Source organism: Petrimonas sp. (assembly GCF_963921705.1).
GTDB lineage: Bacteria > Bacteroidota > Bacteroidia > Bacteroidales > Dysgonomonadaceae > Petrimonas > Petrimonas sulfuriphila.
On sequence record NZ_OY997410.1, the window covers coordinates 2,876,109 to 2,892,713 of the forward strand.

A 16,605-nucleotide genomic window follows, 5' to 3' on the forward strand; every position below is an offset into this window, starting at 1 on the left:
AAACTTTATTCTCGAATTACAAATTTGCGGATAAAAATTTCCTTATCTTCTCCGTTTCCGTGTTCCGGCGAAGGGCATAATCGTGTAATTGCTCTTCTGAGACAGGGCCGATAACGAAATACTTCGATTGCGGATGAGCAAAAATAAAACCGCTGACCGATGCCGGAGGATTCATCATTCCGTTTTCCGTCAACGATATTCCGATTTCATCGGTTCCCAGCATCTCGTGCAGTACAAAATTCATTGTCTGGTCGGGAATGGACGGATAACCCACCGCCGGACGGATGCTCCGGTATCTGGAAGCCAGCATATCGGCAACAGAGAGGTTTTCGCCCGCCGCAAACCCCCAGTAATCTTTCCGGATCACGAGGTGCAGCCACTCGGTTACCGCCTCGGCCAGCCTCTCGAGCAACGATTTCATCAACATGACCGAGTATTCATCACCTTTGTCCTCATAAACGCGCAGCCGTTCATCGGCCCCATCTCCGGCAGTGACCGCGAAAGCGCCGATATAATCCTTTTTCCCCGATGAGGCCGGCGCTATAAAATCACTCAGGCTCAAGTATTCGTTTTTATCGTTCTTCTTTTGCTGGCGCAGCATGGGAATACGAACCCCTTCGGCCACGATATCATCGCCATCGCTGTAAGCCGCATATATGCCAAACACGGCATTTATATAACCTGCATTATCGCTTACCAGCTTATCGAGCAAACGACGCGCGTCATCGTACAATTTCGCTGCTTCGCCGGCTTTTTCCTGCTCGTCGTCCTTGAATTTTGCCATCCAGGCATTGCGTCCTTCCACTGTGAAATCCGAGTTAGCAACAGAGCCGAACTTGGCAGACAGGTTCCATCCGTGGAAGAAAAACTTCCAATCGATATAGGGAATTATAACCTCTACCGGAACGTTTTTCATCACTTTTCTTCCCATCATCCGGGGTTTTTCGGCAGAAAAATTTTCCCAGTCAATCTTATATGCGTTTTCCCGCGCTTCTTCAAGTGAAACCAGTTCTACTTTTCTGTCCGTACTGTTTTCGCGAAGGGCAGCGTATTCATCACGCACTTGTTGGGAATAATTTCCGTTCGTTTCATGATTTAACAGGTTCGCCACCACTCCCGGGCTTTGTGATGCATCTTTAACATATACCACTGCTCCCCTACTGTATTTCGGCTCTATTTTCAGGGCCGTATGCAACTTCGACGTGGTGGCACCACCGATGAGCAGAGGCATCCGGAATCCGGCTTTTTCCATTTCAGCCGCAACAACAGCCATCTCTTCGAGTGAGGGCGTGATTAGTCCGCTCAATCCCACAATATCGGGTTGTTCACGAATAACGGTTTCGATAATTTTTTCGGGCGGGACCATCACCCCCAAATCCACAATTTCGTAATTGTTGCACGACAACACGATGGAAACGATGTTTTTTCCGATATCGTGCACATCACCCTTCACGGTAGCCAACACGATTTTCCCGGCTTTTTGCGCCGCTCCTGACGATTTTTCAGCTTCGATAACAGGTTGAAGTATGGAAACAGCTTTTTTCATCGTTCGGGCAGCTTTAACCACTTGCGGAAGGAACATCTTCCCGGAGCCGAACAAATCGCCTACCACGTTCATCCCTTTCATCAGCGGCTTATCAATAACATCCACAGCACGTGGATATACCGCAAGCGCTTCAGCGATATCTTCGTCCATAAAATCACCGACCCCCTTCACGAGAGCATAACTCAACCGCTCTTCGAGAGGCAGGGATCGCCACTCGAGCACTTTTTCCTTCGATTCTTCCGGGGTTTTGTTTTTGATGCTCTGTGCATACTCCATCATCCGCTCCGTGGCATCTTCCCTGCGATTGAAAATGATATCTTCCACCAATTCTTTCACTTCGGCGGGTATATCTTCGTACAACACCGATTCTGTGGGATTGACTATTCCCATATCCATTCCGGCCTGAACGGCATGATAGAGGAAAACCGAGTGTATCGCTTCCCGGACATAGTTGTTTCCCCGGAATGAAAAAGAGAGGTTACTCACTCCTCCGCTCACCTTAGCTCCCGGTAAATTGGATTTTATCCATTTCACACTCTCCAGGTAGTCTACGGCGTAATTGCGGTGTTCTTCCATTCCCGTAGCAATCGCTAGCACGTTCGGGTCGAAAATGATGTCTTGAGGAGGAAAACCGTTCCCGACAAGCAACCTGTAGGCTCTCTCACAAATTTCGATGCGCCGGCCGTAGGTATCCGCTTGTCCTTTTTCATCGAAAGCCATTACCACAACTGCCGCACCGTACGACATTACCTTTCCGGCTTCCTCCAGAAATTCCACTTCACCGTTTTTCAAAGAGATGGAGTTGACAATACACTTCCCCTGCATACATTTCAGGCCGGCCTCTATCACCTCCCATTTCGATGAATCTATCATCACGGGAACACGGGAAATATCCGGGTCGGATGCTAGCAGGTTGAGAAAACGGGTCATCTCCTGCACACCATCGAGCAACCCATCATCCATGTTTATGTCGATGACCTGTGCACCGTCTTCTACCTGTTTACGGGCAATCTGCAGGGCTTCTTCGTATTTCTTCTCCTGAATCAGGCGCAAGAACCTGCGTGAGCCCGCTACGTTACACCGTTCCCCGATATTCACAAAATTAATTCCGGGCGTCAGCACAAATTCTTCCAGGCCCGAAAGACGCATCAACCGGGGTTGTTCTACAGGAGCCGGTGGCACAACATCCGCTACGATTTCGACATATTTTGCAATGTGTTCGGGAGTGGTTCCGCAGCAACCGCCAACGATGTTTACCAATCCCTCATCGATAAACTCCCGGATTTGGGAGGCCATCTTTTCGGGTGTCTCATCGTACTCTCCAAGCTGATTGGGTAGCCCTGCGTTGGGATAAGCGCTCAGGTAAAAAGGTGAAACGCGGCGAAGCTGCTTCACATAGGGTTTCATATCCGATGCGCCGAACGAACAGTTCAACCCCACCGAAAGTAAGTTGGCGTGGCTTACCGATGCAAGAAAAGCGTCTATCGTTTGTCCCGACAGTGTCCTTCCCGCCTTATCCGAAAGTGTTACTGAGAGGGAGACAGGTATATTCCTGCCCCTTTTTTTCCCCACTTCGTGAGTCGCAAAAAGAGCAGCTTTGGCGTTGAGTGTATCGAAAATGGTCTCGATCAGCAGGATATCAACCCCATTTTCCACCAAGGCGTCAATTTGTTCGTAATAGACATCGCGCAGATCATCGAAAGTTACGGCACGGTACATCGGGTTTTCCACATCAGGGCTCATCGATGCAGTTTTGTTAGTGGGGCCAATGGAGCCGGCAACAAAACGGGGTTTCCTGGGGTTTTGAGCCGTAAATTCATCGGCGGCTTTTCGCGCGATCTGAGCCGCTGAAGCATTGATTTCCCGTACCAGATGAGCCATTCCGTAATCATCCATCGAAATGGCGTTGGCATTGAACGTGTTGGTTTCGATAATATCGGCTCCAGCAGCCAGATAGCTGCGGTGAATTTCATCGATGATTTTCGGTTGCGTAATGGAAAGCAAATCGTTGTTCCCTTTCTGCAGCTTCGCAGCATCCCTGAACTGTTCGCCGCGATACTCCTCTTCCGTGAGCTTATAACGTTGTATCATTGTTCCCATAGCACCATCAAGAATGAGGATGCGGGATTCTAAAATTTCTTTTATTTTCATGCTTAACAAAATGTCAAATTAAATATTCTTATACGAATACATGGCTTTTCGCTTCATTTTTAAAAAAATCCGCCGAACCCAAACCACCAGCCAGGCTACCACCAACCTTACACCCAATATCCACCAGACCGATACTCCCAGCGCCACGAACAATAAATTATCCTCAATGACGGAATGGGAAACCGCCAGGTGGTAGTTTAATAATTCGGCATCCGACCGCGTTACTTTTCCCTCCTTCATCTGGTCAATCATCAACGCTCCACCGTAAGCCAGCCCAACGATATAACCGATAAGCCAAAGGAATCCGGTGCTCTCCGACAGACCGAAAAAACGTAAAACAGATTCAATAGCTTTCGACAACCTTACTAGCATGTTGTTTTGTTCCAACAACTTATAAATAACGTTCAGAACGGTAACAATGAAGAATATCAGCAATGCCATCTGAACCGAACCCTTCAACCACAGCACCAGCACGTCTGCAACAGAGGTTGGCAGTTCAGCATTTACCTTGACGAACAAGGGCATTCCCATATCAGCCGGAAGGATCAGGTTAAGCAGCACCCCGACCAATATGCTGACAACAATCCGTAAGGAAAACATGGACCAGAACGATGTGCCCGTTTTTGCCTGGATAGCGCTTTCTACGGGTAAATTATGCGCTATCTGGCACATCAATGCCAGAATAGTCAGTTCACGCAACGTCACCGTCATTGACATTATAATTGCCAACGGCGCATAGAGGGGAAGGAAGATACTGGTGATGAATATAATTGCCGTGCTTCCGGGCAAACCGAGATGCAGGAAAACGGGGTCAAGGAACTGTGCAATGAAAGCCAAAGCCCCAAAATAATCAAGAAAACGAACCAGCAACGAGATGGGTAAAATAATTTTGAGCAGCCATATCGTTGTACTTCCTGATTTTCTGAAAGACGGGAAAAGTATCTGTTTGAGAAAATTCATTTTTTAAACATCCTGTCCATTGAGCGTTTGTCTTCCTTCTCTTTCAGCGATTGCCGTTTATCGTATTGCTTTTTTCCCTTTGCCACCGCAATAACCAGCTTTGCCAGCCCTTTTTCATTGATGAACAATCGTATGGGCACAATCGTGAATCCGGTTTCCTTGGTCGCACGGGTAAGCTTTCGCAATTCGTTCCGGTTCAGCAACAGTTTTCGGTCGCGCCGTGCCACGTGGTTGTTGTAGGTTCCGTAAAAATATTCGGCGATATGCATATTCCGCACCCAGAGTTCGCCTTTCTCAAGCAGGCAATAGGTATCCACCAGACTAGCCTTGCCAAGGCGAATCGATTTTATTTCGGTTCCGGTAAGCACAATACCCGCGGTGTAAGTTTCGAGCAGTTCGTAATCAAACGTGGCCCGTTTGTTTTTTATATTTATGGGTGCTTGTTTCATTTCTTTGAGACTATTGGAGATCAAATGTCAGACTTCAGACTGTTTTGTTGAGTGAATAGCTTTCTTAACCGGGCAATAAATTTATCACAAATTCCAATAATATTTTTATTGCCAGAGGTACAACAACAATAAGCAATGATGCAATAACGGTGAAACTCAACTTTTTGTTTGCCGTCATGTGTAAAAAATCACCGGCACCTGCGTAAACGATATACAACGTATAAATCACAGCAAACCACAAAAAAACAGCTCCCGGCAAGAGGGGTATCAGGAAAAACAAGAGGTATAGCACCACCGATGAATAACCCACAAATAATTGTGCGGCATGCAACTTTTTACCTAACCCAAATTTAGGGAAAAGCTCGTTTAATGCATACGATACCAGATAAAATCCGCCAAAAAGCGCCGACACCACGATAACCACCTGTTTTAACGCCCAATGGATTCCACCGTTATCGGCGAGCCACATTCCGCCAATAAAAGATGGAATGGCAATGAACCCAAAAACGGGAAACAGGAAGTTGTTGATAAAATCCTGTTGTCCAGCATCTCTATCAGAAATTCTTCTCCATCCTTTTCGCGGTGAAGCAATTAAACAATAAATCGTTTTAATGATCGTTGCAAACATTACCTTTTGATTTTGAAGTGCAAAGGTAATGATTTCTTGCGAAACTAATTACCGGGAATAGAACATCAGTCAGGCAGGTTATTTTTTTTGTTACCTTTGAAAAAAATCCGCCAACCGGTGTAAGATTTTTTCCGGCTTCCCGTCTATATATGTGTATGAACGCTCAGCAATTTCAACATCAAATCCTGTGCTATTCCGATAAGCTGTATCGCATGGCACGCTCGGTATTAAAAGACGAAAGCCTGTCGCAGGATGCCTATCAGGAATTGATGATGCGGTTGTGGGAAAAGCGCGGGCAGTTGGAAATAATCGAAAACCAGCAGGCCTTTGTGCTGACATCGATGCGAAACTTGTGCATTGATTGGCTGCGAAAACAACAACCCAACGGGGAAATTCCTGCTAACGCGACATACCCTGCACCCGGTCCGCATCAGCTTACGGAGGAGGCCGATACGGTAAACACCATCAGCAGGATGATTGACTTGCTACCCGAGATGCAACGAACCATTGTCCGGATGAAAGACGTGGAGGAGATGGAGGTTAAGGAAATTGCCGAAATCATGTCGATAACGGAGAATGCCGTTACCGTAAACCTGTCGCGAGCCCGAAAAAAACTCCGCGAAATGATTCTAACTCATCAACAACAGGAGAAACTGCTTTATGAACAACATAGATAACATACTGAACAATTATTTTGAAGGCAAGACATTGCCCGAAGAGGAAAGCAGGCTGAAGGAATATTTCCGGAGCAGGACCGTTTTGCCTCAGCACGAAATATATAAACCCCTGTTTATTGCTTTCGATAAAGAAAAACAAATTGCTGCTCCCGTTTTTGAAATTCCGGCAGAAAAGAACCGTAAAAAACCGTTTCCAATCTGGAAATTATGGATCGCTGCAGCAAGTATCGCTGCAGTTACTCTCCTGGTCGTTACTTTGTTTCCGCATAAAAACAAAGTCGGAATACCGTCAGGCGATTACCTGGTTTTCATAAACGGCAATGAAGTAACCAATCCGCAAAAGGCGCAACAATACGCCGATAAAATGTTTATGCAAGCCGATGAAATCATCCGCACCAGCTATAAACCGATTGTAGAAGCAAATGTCATACAAACCGAAATGGATGCCGACAGGATCTTTGACGACTTATCGCAAAAAATCAATTATATAGAATCTGTGAAACAATAATTTATAAACCCTACAAATATGAAAAAAATTCTTTCAATTTTATTTTTGGCAACCGTTTTTGTTGCCGGAGCATCGGCTCAACAACTCGAAAAGTTGTTCGACAAATATATGGAGGATGAGCGTTTCAATTATGTGTATCAGAAAAAAGCGAGCATGATGGATAGGCTGAACGATGCCGGAAACGTAGACGTCTGGGTGTTCGACAAATCGACAACAAGCCTGGGACGTCAAATGCTCACGTTGAATTCGGCCGACAAATCGCTGGACGAAAGTTTTACCCGGGAAGTGGAAAACGCTCTCAAAGCCGATAAATACGAACAGGTTTCGATCGTAAGAAACGGGAAAAACAGGGTGGAAACGTATGAGAAAAATACCGATAAAGGGATAGCAAAAGTCAGTTTTATAAAAAATCCCGGCAACATTATGGTTACATTGAATGTATACGCTCCCAGAAAATAACTCTACTTTTAAATACAAACACTTTACGGAAATAGGATGCGATATCGTGTTTCCGTTTAACAACCAAAGGTCAACAGATGCAACCAACCAAACCCTACCGCGATTTTTCAGAATTTCTCACGCAGAGATTTCCCTTTAAAGTTCAAAAGATTTCCATCAATGCCGGCTTTACGTGCCCCAACAGGGATGGAAGCAAGGGCCGCGGAGGATGTACCTACTGCAACAACCAAAGCTTCAGTCCGGGGTATGGCAAACCGACAAAAAGCATATCGGAACAGTTGGCTGACGGTATTAGTTTCTTTTCGCACAAGTATCCCGAAATGAAATACCTGGCATACTTTCAATCGTACACCAACACGTACGATAACGTAGAAAAACTCATCGAGATGTACGAAGAAGCGCTTGCCTATCCTGATGTTGTGGGCATCATCATAGGCACCCGGCCCGATTGCATGCCGGATGAGTTGCTGGATTATTTTGCAGAGCTCAACAAAAAAACGTTCGTTTTAATCGAATATGGAGTAGAAAGTACATTAAATAAAACGCTGGAGCGTGTAAACCGTCAACACACCTGGGAGGAATCTGTTGAAGCCATTACAAGAACAGCAGAAAGGGAAGTTCCAGTAGGTGTACATTTAATTCTGGGGTTACCGGGAGAAACAGATGAAGACATTCTAAGTCACGCCGTAGAAATCTCAAAATTACCGCTGACAACCGTAAAACTCCACCAGTTACAAATTATTAGAGGGACGGCTATGGCCAAAGAGTTCAGGTTGCTTCCAGAGTCGTTTCACCTTTTCGGACTTGAAGAGTATGTGGATTTATGCGTTGATTTCGCAGAACGGCTGAATCCCGATTTTTATATTGAACGATTTGCGTCCCAATCACCAAAATCACTGCTTATTGCACCTGATTGGGGATTGAAAAATTATGAGTTGACAGAAAAAGTAAAGAAACGATTTAAGGGAAAAAATACGTTTCAGGGAAAACTCCACTCCCATAAGAATCACTACAAGTAGTGATTTTTTTTTTAACAAAAACGCATTTACTTTGTACGTTGAATTTAAAATTTATACACAAATCAAATGCACTTTAGAAAATCGTTTTCACTACAAAAAAGCGGTATTTTATTCCTTTTTCTTTACCTTATCATTCCAATTTCTGCTATTGAAAAAGACTCCCTACGACATTACAACTTAGATACGTTGGTGGTTTCCACATTCAAGCATGAAAACAACAAACTCATGAGGCCAATGGCGGCAAGCGTGGTTACCTCACAACTTATGGAGCGGCAACAGATCAGCGAAATGAAAGGTTTTACCGGAATTATTCCCAACTTTATGATCATCGACCGCGACACACGCCTCACCTCCTCGGTTTTCATCAGAGGTGTTGGTGCGCTTATAAACACTCCCGGCGTAGCGATGTATGTTGATGGAATTCCACATTTTGAAAAATCATCGTTCGATATCAATTTGTTGGATATTGACAAAGTGGAGTTCCTGCGAGGACCACAAGGCACACTTTACGGCAGAAATGCCATGGGGGGCACCATTCTCGTACATACTCGTTCTCCTTTCCGCTATCAAGGCACCCGTCTTCAACTTCGCTACGGGAGTTACGACGAAACTTCCGTTACGCTTTCTCATCTCGGCAAAGCGAACGACAAATTCGCCCACAGCATTGCCGGAAACTACAATTATTACAGCGGTCACATCACAAATGTTCATACGGGGAAAAAGGCCAATTATCTAGGTTCAGCTTCTGTAAATACACGCTTTGAATGGCGGCCTTTACCACAAATGAATATCCGCCTAACTAATAATTTCGAGAATACTCACCAAGGTGCTTTTTCTTATGGAGATGTAAATAACAAAACACTTCTCGTTGATTCTGTAAGCACAGATCATCCCAGCTATTATAAACGAAAACTATACGATGGAGGCCTTCAGATAAACTATTACAACGATTACATCGCCATCAGATCGCAAACCTCCGTTCAGCACTTAAACGATACGTATGAAGTTGACCAGGACGGCTCACCCAAAAATCTGTATTTTGCCATTCAATCAGAAAAACAACGACTAATATCCGAAGAAATCATCTTGAAAGGACTTGACGACAATATTTACGGATGGAATTTTGGCGTGTTTGCTTTCAACCACAGTATCGATCGTGCTACCGATGTATTTATGAACTTGAGGACCCCAAAGTATAAACTCGAAAAAAGATACGATGATTATAGCCGGGGAATTGCCCTGTTTCATCAATCCACACTCAACATTACGTCTAAACTCCGTGTTGAAGCCGGTTTTCGGTATGATTATGAGAAAGCAAATTCTATTCACGAAGAACATAAAATAATCGAGAGTGAAGCACAATTAATTAACGATTTCGATTCGCCACTTACCTTTTCACAATGGACACCGAAAGCATCACTCCAATATTTACCCACTCATCAATCACAATTCTATCTTACCGTTGCAAAAGGCTATAAAACAGGCGGATTTAATACCGTTTTCGATACACCCCTGCAACGGACATTCGAACCCGAATACAGTTGGAACTATGAACTGGGAAGCAAGGGTTGGATCATACCCGAAAAACTTTTTGCAGAGGTAGCTCTGTTTTGCATCAACACCTACAATCAACAAATTAAGCAACACCTGGACCAACAAGGAATAAAAATATTTAACGCCGGTAGTTCTGTAAGCCAAGGATTTGAAGCTACACTTAACGCAACCCCTTTTAAAAACTTCGGGATAGATGTCGCATACGGCTTTACGCATGCAACGTTTACGAAATATCAATACAGTAATGATATCGATTATAGCGGTAAGTTTTTACCTTTTGTCCCGCGTAATACAGTTTCGGTAAACGCTGACTATACGATCCACACAACCAACGAATTTTCCGATGAAATAAGTTTTAACGCAAACTATACCGGTATTGGTGTAATGTTCTGGCACGAGAGCAATACCGTACAACAACCGTTCTATGGCTTACTTAATACAAGCGTAACCGCAAGAAACGGCAATGTAAGCTTTTCACTCTGGGGAAAAAACATCACCAACACTCAATATTTAGGTTACTTTTTTGAGGTAGGCGGACGAAAACGTGGAAAACAAGGCAAGCCTTTATCCGTTGGGATCAGCTTGACTTTAGACTTCTGAAGCAAAAATGAAAATAGATAAATCGTACAATCTCTTTACCTTTTTCACACTCTATATCGCCCAATCCATTCCGATGAGCTTTTTCTCTTCGGTTTTACCTATCTTAATGCGGCAAGGCGACTATTCTCTCGTGGCCATCGCGCTGCTGAAACTAATAAAGTTGCCGTGGATCATGAAATTTCTGTGGTCACCGATAATCGATAGAAAATGCGATAGCATAAACGATTACAAGCGATGGATTTTGGGTTCGGAAATAGTCTACGCCCTGCTCATTTTTGTTGTGGCTATGCTCAACCTGCAAACAAATTTCACGCTCATCATCGGGTTGATTCTTCTTGCATTTATTTCATCGGCTACTCAGGATATTGCCACAGATGCGTTGGCTGCCAGGTCTTTTGAACGCCGCGATAACAGCTTGCTCAACAGCATGCAGTCTATGGGTTCGTTTACAGGAAGCATGGTAGGCGGGGGATTCCTCCTACTGCTCTTTCAGCAAATCGGATGGGGTAAAATGCTACCGTGGGTTGCCATATTTGTATTACTGGCGCTTGTTCCACTGCAATTAAATATAAACCTAAGATTACGCGAACGGCAAAATAAAAGTAAGGCTCGCCCACAAGACATGTACCTGTTCTTTAAACAGAAAGGAATTGGCAAACACGTGTTATTCCTCTTTTTGTTTTATTCGGGAGTGATCGGCATTCTCTCCATTCTCCGGCCGTTGATGGTAGATCTGGGCTACGATATGAAAGAAATCGGGGCAATGATAGGTGTTTTCGGAACGGCTACCGGCATCTTCTGTTCGTTCCTTTCGGGGCTGTTTATCCGAAAGATCGGGCGAGAAAAATCACGACGAATCATATCGCTGCTTATCGTTGCCACGGCAAGCTATTTCCTGTGGGTGCACGCTTCGGGAAACGTCCACAGTCTCGTGGCAATAATGGCAGGAATTGCTCTCGTATGGGGCACTTACGGTATGGCTTCCACTATAGTTTATACCACATCGATGGACAATGTGCGAGAAGGCAGGGAAGGTACTGATTTTACTATGCAAATTGTTATTACGCATCTAAGTTCTATGATCGTTGCCATTATTTGTTCACGAATTGGAGATATTTTCGGATACGACGGATTATTCGCATTAGAGATTTCTCTGGCAGTAATTTCGTTCGTTTTCGTGTGGTTTTATCGTCCTCCTTTTTCAATGGATAAACTTGAAATGGAACAAATTCCAAATACTTCACATAACGAATAAAATGGATCATTTAATTTCAAAATACAATACTCCTGTACCCCGCTATACCAGTTATCCGCCTGCAAATTTCTTTCACGATAATTTTGCAGAGTCTCAATTTTGGGAAGCTATTACACACTCCAACACTCAAGAACCCAATCACCTCTCTTTCTACATCCATATCCCGTTTTGCAAACGAATGTGCTATTATTGCGGATGCAACTCTTTTCCTATGCAGCAAGAGCAAGAGGTAAGAGAATACAGGGACGCCATAAAAAGAGAAATAAATTTGGTCTGTGAAAAGATAAGCCCCGGGAGAAAAATATCGCAAATTCATTTTGGTGGAGGGTCGCCCACGGCAATACCATTATCTTACATTAAGGAAATCAACTCGTTGTTACTGCAAAAATTCGAATGCATTGACAACCCCGAGATAGCCATCGAATGTCATCCGGGATACATGGACGAGCACGATTTTGAATTGCTGGCAGATGCAGGATTCAACAGAATAAGCATTGGCATTCAGGACTTCAACAATGCAGTATTAAAAGCCTGTAACCGTAAAGCACCCCAAGTCCCTATCGATAGAATAGTTACCGCGCTGCGAAACAGAAATATTCACATCAATTTCGATTTTATTTACGGATTGCCCCTGCAAACAACGGAAAGCTTCGAAGAGACAATTCAACAAGCCATCGCACTTTCTCCCGACCGCCTTGTAACTTTTTCTTATGCTCACGTTCCGCATATATTTCCACGGCAGCAACTTCTCGAAAGAAATCCATTACCACAGGACGAACTGAAAAGTAACATCTACGAAAATGCACAAAAACTATTGCTTCACGCCGGCTATATTCAAGTAGGAATAGACCATTTTGTCAAACAAAACGACGAATTATCCATTGCCCGGCAAAACCATACACTGCATCGAAATTTTCAGGGATATTGTACCCGACGTACAACCGGACAGGTTTATGCTTTTGGCGTCACAGCCATTTCGCAACTTACCTCTGCTTATACACAAAATACCAAAAGCATAAACGAATACATAGAAACCATAAACAAAGGACATATTCCGGTAAAAAAAGGATATGCGCTTAGCCAAGAAGAACAAATCTTACGCGAAGTCATCACGGATCTTATGTGTAATAACAGGATAAACTGGCAAGAAATAGCCGACAGAGTTAAGCTATCTGTTGCAGAAGTAAAATCTGCAACGACGTACGACGAAAAAAAATTACAGGAATTTGCTGATGACGGCATCACTGAGTGGTCTGAACAGGAAATAAGAATGAAACAAAAAGGATCTCCGTTTGTAAGAAATGTAGCGGCATCGCTCGACAAGCTTTTGCTGCAATCGGATAAAACATTTTCAAAACCGATATAATGATTAGCCTAATGGAAAAAGACGTAGTAATAATAGGGGCCGGACTTACCGGATTAACTGTTGCTTTACTTCTGAAAAACAGAGGATTGTCGGTAGCAATTCTTGAAAAGAGTAATCGCGTAGGCGGACAAATACAAACATTTCATGAAAATGGCTTTGTGTTTGAGTCGGGGCCAAATACCGGGGCAAGCGCATCAGAAGAAGTGATTAATTTATTTAATGTACTGCAGCCCGATTGCGAAATAGAATTTGCCCGCAAAGAATCGGAGAGCAGATGGATATGGAAAAACGGCCGGTTTCACGCTCTGCCCACCGGTTTATGGAGCGGAATTAGCACTCCCTTGTTTACTTTTAGTGATAAGTTGCGGATACTGGGGGAACCTTTTCGAAAGAGAGGCAGCAACCCCGACGAGTCCATAGCAGCGTTGGGTGCCCGCCGTTTAGGAAAATCGTTTGTCAATTACGCTATCGACCCGTTCTTATCGGGAGTTTACGCCGGCGATGCCGAAACACTCATTACCCGTCACGCATTGCCAAAGCTCTATAGTCTGGAACAAACCTACGGTAGTTTTATCGGAGGAAGCATAAAAAAATCCTGCGAAAATAAAAGAGACTCCCGGTCTAAAACTCCAAAAGGTATTTTTTCGGTAAAAGGCGGCATGGAGAATTTACCCAAAGCCATGCAAAAACATATCGGAACAGAAAACCTGTTTCTTTCTGCAACCGGCACCTTCGTTTCACAAAATTCTAAAAACAGAGCATGGCAGATTGAATGCACACAAAACGGAAAAGAACTTAATTTTACCTGCCGCCACGTAATAACCACCGTAGGAGCTTATGCTTTGCCGCCACTCCTACCGTTTATTCCTTATAACGAAATTGAAAAGATAAGCAATCTGCGCTACGCCCCAATCGTTCAAGTGGCAGTAGGAGTAAAAGAACGTGAGGAATTAACATTCAGCGCTTTTGGCGGATTAGTATCATCTAAAGACAAAGAGGATTTCTTGGGAATTCTTTTTCCGTTCTCTTGTTTTGACAAAAGATGTCCGGAAAACGGCGCTCTTTTTTCTTTCTTTATGGGTGGAACAAAGCGAGTAGATTTAACGCAGTTATCTGACACGGAGATTGAAGAAAAAACGGTAAAAGCTTTTCATCGCATGCTGAAATTCCCGGAAAACAAAATGCCCGATTTGATTAAAATATTTCGTCATCCGAATGCTATTCCCCAATATGAAATCTCTTCGGAAGAACGATTGAAAACGATATCGGAATTGGAAAGAAAATTTCCCGGCTTGCATATAGCCGGTAACCTGAGGGACGGAGTAGGAATGGCGCATCGCATTATTCAAGGAACAAAATTGGCCAATGAGATAAATCAGAAAAGTCACATCTTATAATTCCACGTACGTTGCGAATATTTCTCACGTTGCAATGTTTCTATAGCTTCCACCTCAGCCGGAGAGAATGAGGTTAGCCCGGCAATGTTAAAATATTTCATCGATTCATCTACAAACCGCTTTACAAATTCCCGGAAAGAAAAGGGGTTCCTTTTTTCTTCTTTCAAAAAAGAACTTATGTTTTTCACCGGACTGGGTACGGAAGCCGTTGCCTTGGTTATAAGGTTTCTTTTTTCCGGACTTAGCGAACGTTTCAAATGTTCTAGATTGCTTTCGTAAAGCAATGTCCCGTGATGCAATTCACGGCCTTTTGACACATGCGACGCGGTACCCGAAACCTTGTACCCACCGGGTAACCATAAGTCTTTTCTCTTTCCGGTTTCAACGGGAATATTCAGCTGCTGAAGCACATGTATCACGGGCAAAAGAAAATCGGCGCTGAGCGGCATTTCTTTCTTATCGGATATAAAAGCGTAGTTCAGGTTTCCTGAATCGTGATAAACAGCTCCTCCACCCGATAAACGCCGGATAATGCGAATATCTTTCTCAATACAAAAGTCCATGTCCACTTCGTTCACCACCGCCTGATTATAGCCAACAATAACACTTGCATTATTTACATACAGGAAGAGATAATCTTCCCGGACGGAAAAAAGGTATTCCTCCGCAGCCAGGTTAAAAGCCGGTACGGTTGAGGGAGAAAAAATAAGTTTCGTATTCAAATTGAACTTATCCAACATTAAAGGCGATACGAAGGTCATCTATCTCCTTGTCCCCGATAGGTTTCAACGGTCCGATAGCAGAAGCCATCACGAGAGAATTGGCCGAAAATTCGGCAACTTCCAGGTAATCGAAAGTGTTGAGCAATTTATCTCCTGTAACAAAGACACTGTCGTTCTCCACCAAAATCACCCGGTTTTCACGAAACATTTTTGCTACACCGTCAATCTCGTTATAAATCAGTCCGAACGGAATCGAAGGCACGTCCTGCAGGAAGATCCAACTTTCGGGAATCGTACGTACATCAAACTTGCTTCCGCTCACAGCGTGTGCCATCAGGTTGATGGGTTGAGTGCAGATAATGGAATTGATGTGCGGATTAAGCTGATAAATCCGTTGGTGAAGCGCTACCGAACGGCTGGGTATTTTTCCTGCTTCTGCCATTCCGTTTTTGATTTGTACAATATCGCTCGGCAAAATATCCCAACGGGCAACATCACGGGGCGTTATTAAAAAGTCATCGTTACGCCACCGTACACTCACCGTTCCATACGTAGAAATCATCAAGCCCTGATCGCATGACCGGCGAATGATATTAACCATTTCGGTACGTAAAGCACGTTCATCAGACGGATATTCTACATCCATAAAATGTGAAATATTCCTCGGGATATGGTTCACATAGCTTGCCACCTGTTCGTCAGAAAGATATTTTACTTTTCCGAGTTTACCTGCATTCACGATGGTACGGCAGCAAAACTCCAAGGTTTCAAACCGCTGATAAGCGTCCATCATATCGGTCCCGCCCAGCACAACACCGTGATTTTCCATAATTACGGCCCGGAAACGTTTGTCTTGAAACACACCGGCAATTTTTTTTCCAAGGTCTTCACTCCCAGGTGTGCCATAAGGCGCAAAACCGATATCGCCACAGACATTATGCGCCTGCGGAACAATCTTGGTATCGGGGACAGTGCCGGCGATGCTGAAAGCGACCAGCGCCGGTGGATGAGCATGAATGATTGCCGTTATATCCGGACGAGATTCGTAAATCGCCCTGTGGAAAGGATATTCTGAAGATGGTTTGTGAAGGCCTACGACGGCTCCATCTTTTTTTACACACATAATGTCCTTGGTGGTCAGATTTCCTTTATCCACGCCCGACGGTGTGATCCAGATATCTCCGTTATCATCCCGGATGGAAATATTTCCACCGGAAGTGGTGGTCATTCCGCTTCGGTAAATTCGTCCGATAATTATGTTGATCTGCTCTACCGGATGCATTAAATGAATGTCTAGTTGTTTCATATGATGCC

14 protein-coding genes are annotated in these 16,605 nt (G+C 44.1%); 8 read left to right on the top strand and 6 right to left on the bottom strand.

The annotated features are described in order from the left end of the window. Positions 1-16 precede the first annotated feature (16 nt). The 4 genes from metH to AACM02_RS12140 form a co-directional block, all read right to left on the bottom strand. The gene (gene metH / locus AACM02_RS12125; protein ID WP_339117115.1) at positions 17-3,697 is read right to left on the bottom strand and encodes a methionine synthase; all 3,681 of its coding nucleotides are present in this window, start codon (positions 3,695-3,697) and stop codon (positions 17-19) included. Positions 3,698-3,715: 18 nt separating this feature from the next. Then, positions 3,716-4,657 carry a nucleoside recognition domain-containing protein gene (locus tag AACM02_RS12130; protein WP_339117116.1) on the bottom strand — a complete coding sequence of 314 codons (942 nt, stop codon included), beginning with the start codon at positions 4,655-4,657 and terminating at the stop codon, positions 3,716-3,718. After that, positions 4,654-5,106 (bottom strand): SsrA-binding protein, encoded by a 453-nt coding sequence (gene smpB / locus AACM02_RS12135; protein WP_214062021.1) that lies wholly within the window; start codon positions 5,104-5,106, stop codon positions 4,654-4,656. Before smpB ends, AACM02_RS12130 begins: the two co-directional genes overlap by 4 nt. 64 nt (positions 5,107-5,170) lie before the next feature. Then, positions 5,171-5,734: a YIP1 family protein gene (locus AACM02_RS12140; RefSeq protein ID WP_339117117.1), complete on the bottom strand. Its 564-nt coding sequence runs from the start codon at positions 5,732-5,734 to the stop codon at positions 5,171-5,173. Positions 5,735-5,889: 155 nt separating this feature from the next. Here AACM02_RS12140 and AACM02_RS12145 point away from each other — a divergent pair, with 155 nt between their 5' ends. The 8 genes from AACM02_RS12145 to hemG all read left to right on the top strand — a co-directional run bounded on the left by AACM02_RS12145 (position 5,890) and on the right by hemG (position 14,569). After that, entirely contained in the window at positions 5,890-6,411 is a 522-nt protein-coding gene (locus AACM02_RS12145; protein WP_332456086.1) for an RNA polymerase sigma factor, read from the top strand. Further along, complete coding sequence (locus AACM02_RS12150; protein ID WP_339117118.1) at positions 6,395-6,919, top strand: hypothetical protein; 525 nt, start codon at positions 6,395-6,397, stop codon at positions 6,917-6,919. The genes AACM02_RS12145 and AACM02_RS12150 overlap by 17 nt, the downstream gene beginning before the upstream one ends. Positions 6,920-6,937: 18 nt before the next feature. Continuing rightward, on the top strand, positions 6,938-7,378 hold the full coding sequence (locus AACM02_RS12155; RefSeq protein ID WP_321716249.1) for a hypothetical protein: 441 nt from the start codon (positions 6,938-6,940) through the stop codon (positions 7,376-7,378). A 77-nt stretch (positions 7,379-7,455) separates the two neighbouring features. Continuing rightward, positions 7,456-8,397 carry a TIGR01212 family radical SAM protein gene (locus AACM02_RS12160; protein ID WP_339117119.1) on the top strand — a complete coding sequence of 314 codons (942 nt, stop codon included), beginning with the start codon at positions 7,456-7,458 and terminating at the stop codon, positions 8,395-8,397. A gap of 66 nt (positions 8,398-8,463) precedes the next feature. Continuing rightward, the gene (locus AACM02_RS12165; RefSeq protein WP_339117120.1) at positions 8,464-10,551 is read left to right on the top strand and encodes a TonB-dependent receptor domain-containing protein; all 2,088 of its coding nucleotides are present in this window, start codon (positions 8,464-8,466) and stop codon (positions 10,549-10,551) included. Positions 10,552-10,558: 7 nt separating this feature from the next. Further along, positions 10,559-11,806 carry an MFS transporter gene (locus AACM02_RS12170; protein WP_339117121.1) on the top strand — a complete coding sequence of 416 codons (1,248 nt, stop codon included), beginning with the start codon at positions 10,559-10,561 and terminating at the stop codon, positions 11,804-11,806. A 1-nt stretch (position 11,807) separates the two neighbouring features. Further along, positions 11,808-13,172, top strand: coding sequence for an oxygen-independent coproporphyrinogen III oxidase (hemN, locus tag AACM02_RS12175; RefSeq protein WP_339117122.1), 1,365 nt, complete (start codon positions 11,808-11,810; stop codon positions 13,170-13,172). A gap of 11 nt (positions 13,173-13,183) precedes the next feature. Further along, a complete protein-coding gene (hemG, locus tag AACM02_RS12180) occupies positions 13,184-14,569 on the top strand; it encodes a protoporphyrinogen oxidase (RefSeq protein ID WP_339117123.1) in 1,386 nt (461 codons plus the stop codon). Here hemG and AACM02_RS12185 read toward each other — a convergent pair. Further along, positions 14,557-15,330 (bottom strand): biotin/lipoate A/B protein ligase family protein, encoded by a 774-nt coding sequence (locus AACM02_RS12185; protein WP_332456090.1) that lies wholly within the window; start codon positions 15,328-15,330, stop codon positions 14,557-14,559. The genes hemG and AACM02_RS12185 overlap by 13 nt on opposite strands. Beyond that, a complete protein-coding gene (locus tag AACM02_RS12190; protein ID WP_332456091.1) occupies positions 15,299-16,597 on the bottom strand; it encodes a class II aldolase/adducin family protein in 1,299 nt (432 codons plus the stop codon). The genes AACM02_RS12185 and AACM02_RS12190 overlap by 32 nt, the downstream gene beginning before the upstream one ends. Positions 16,598-16,605 lie beyond the last annotated feature (8 nt).

What these genes read in the sequence shown, in the direction of transcription:
- metH (WP_339117115.1), bottom strand. Translation starts at nt 3,697, where the DNA reads ATGAAAATAAAAGAAATTTTAGAATCCCGCATCCTCATTCTTGATGGT.
- AACM02_RS12130 (WP_339117116.1), bottom strand. Translation starts at nt 4,657, where the DNA reads ATGAATTTTCTCAAACAGATACTTTTCCCGTCTTTCAGAAAATCAGGA.
- smpB (WP_214062021.1), bottom strand. Translation starts at nt 5,106, where the DNA reads ATGAAACAAGCACCCATAAATATAAAAAACAAACGGGCCACGTTTGAT.
- AACM02_RS12140 (WP_339117117.1), bottom strand. Translation starts at nt 5,734, where the DNA reads ATGTTTGCAACGATCATTAAAACGATTTATTGTTTAATTGCTTCACCG.
- AACM02_RS12145 (WP_332456086.1), top strand. Translation starts at nt 5,890, where the DNA reads ATGAACGCTCAGCAATTTCAACATCAAATCCTGTGCTATTCCGATAAG.
- AACM02_RS12150 (WP_339117118.1), top strand. Translation starts at nt 6,395, where the DNA reads ATGAACAACATAGATAACATACTGAACAATTATTTTGAAGGCAAGACA.
- AACM02_RS12155 (WP_321716249.1), top strand. Translation starts at nt 6,938, where the DNA reads ATGAAAAAAATTCTTTCAATTTTATTTTTGGCAACCGTTTTTGTTGCC.
- AACM02_RS12160 (WP_339117119.1), top strand. Translation starts at nt 7,456, where the DNA reads ATGCAACCAACCAAACCCTACCGCGATTTTTCAGAATTTCTCACGCAG.
- AACM02_RS12165 (WP_339117120.1), top strand. Translation starts at nt 8,464, where the DNA reads ATGCACTTTAGAAAATCGTTTTCACTACAAAAAAGCGGTATTTTATTC.
- AACM02_RS12170 (WP_339117121.1), top strand. Translation starts at nt 10,559, where the DNA reads ATGAAAATAGATAAATCGTACAATCTCTTTACCTTTTTCACACTCTAT.
- hemN (WP_339117122.1), top strand. Translation starts at nt 11,808, where the DNA reads ATGGATCATTTAATTTCAAAATACAATACTCCTGTACCCCGCTATACC.
- hemG (WP_339117123.1), top strand. Translation starts at nt 13,184, where the DNA reads ATGGAAAAAGACGTAGTAATAATAGGGGCCGGACTTACCGGATTAACT.
- AACM02_RS12185 (WP_332456090.1), bottom strand. Translation starts at nt 15,330, where the DNA reads ATGACCTTCGTATCGCCTTTAATGTTGGATAAGTTCAATTTGAATACG.
- AACM02_RS12190 (WP_332456091.1), bottom strand. Translation starts at nt 16,597, where the DNA reads ATGAAACAACTAGACATTCATTTAATGCATCCGGTAGAGCAGATCAAC.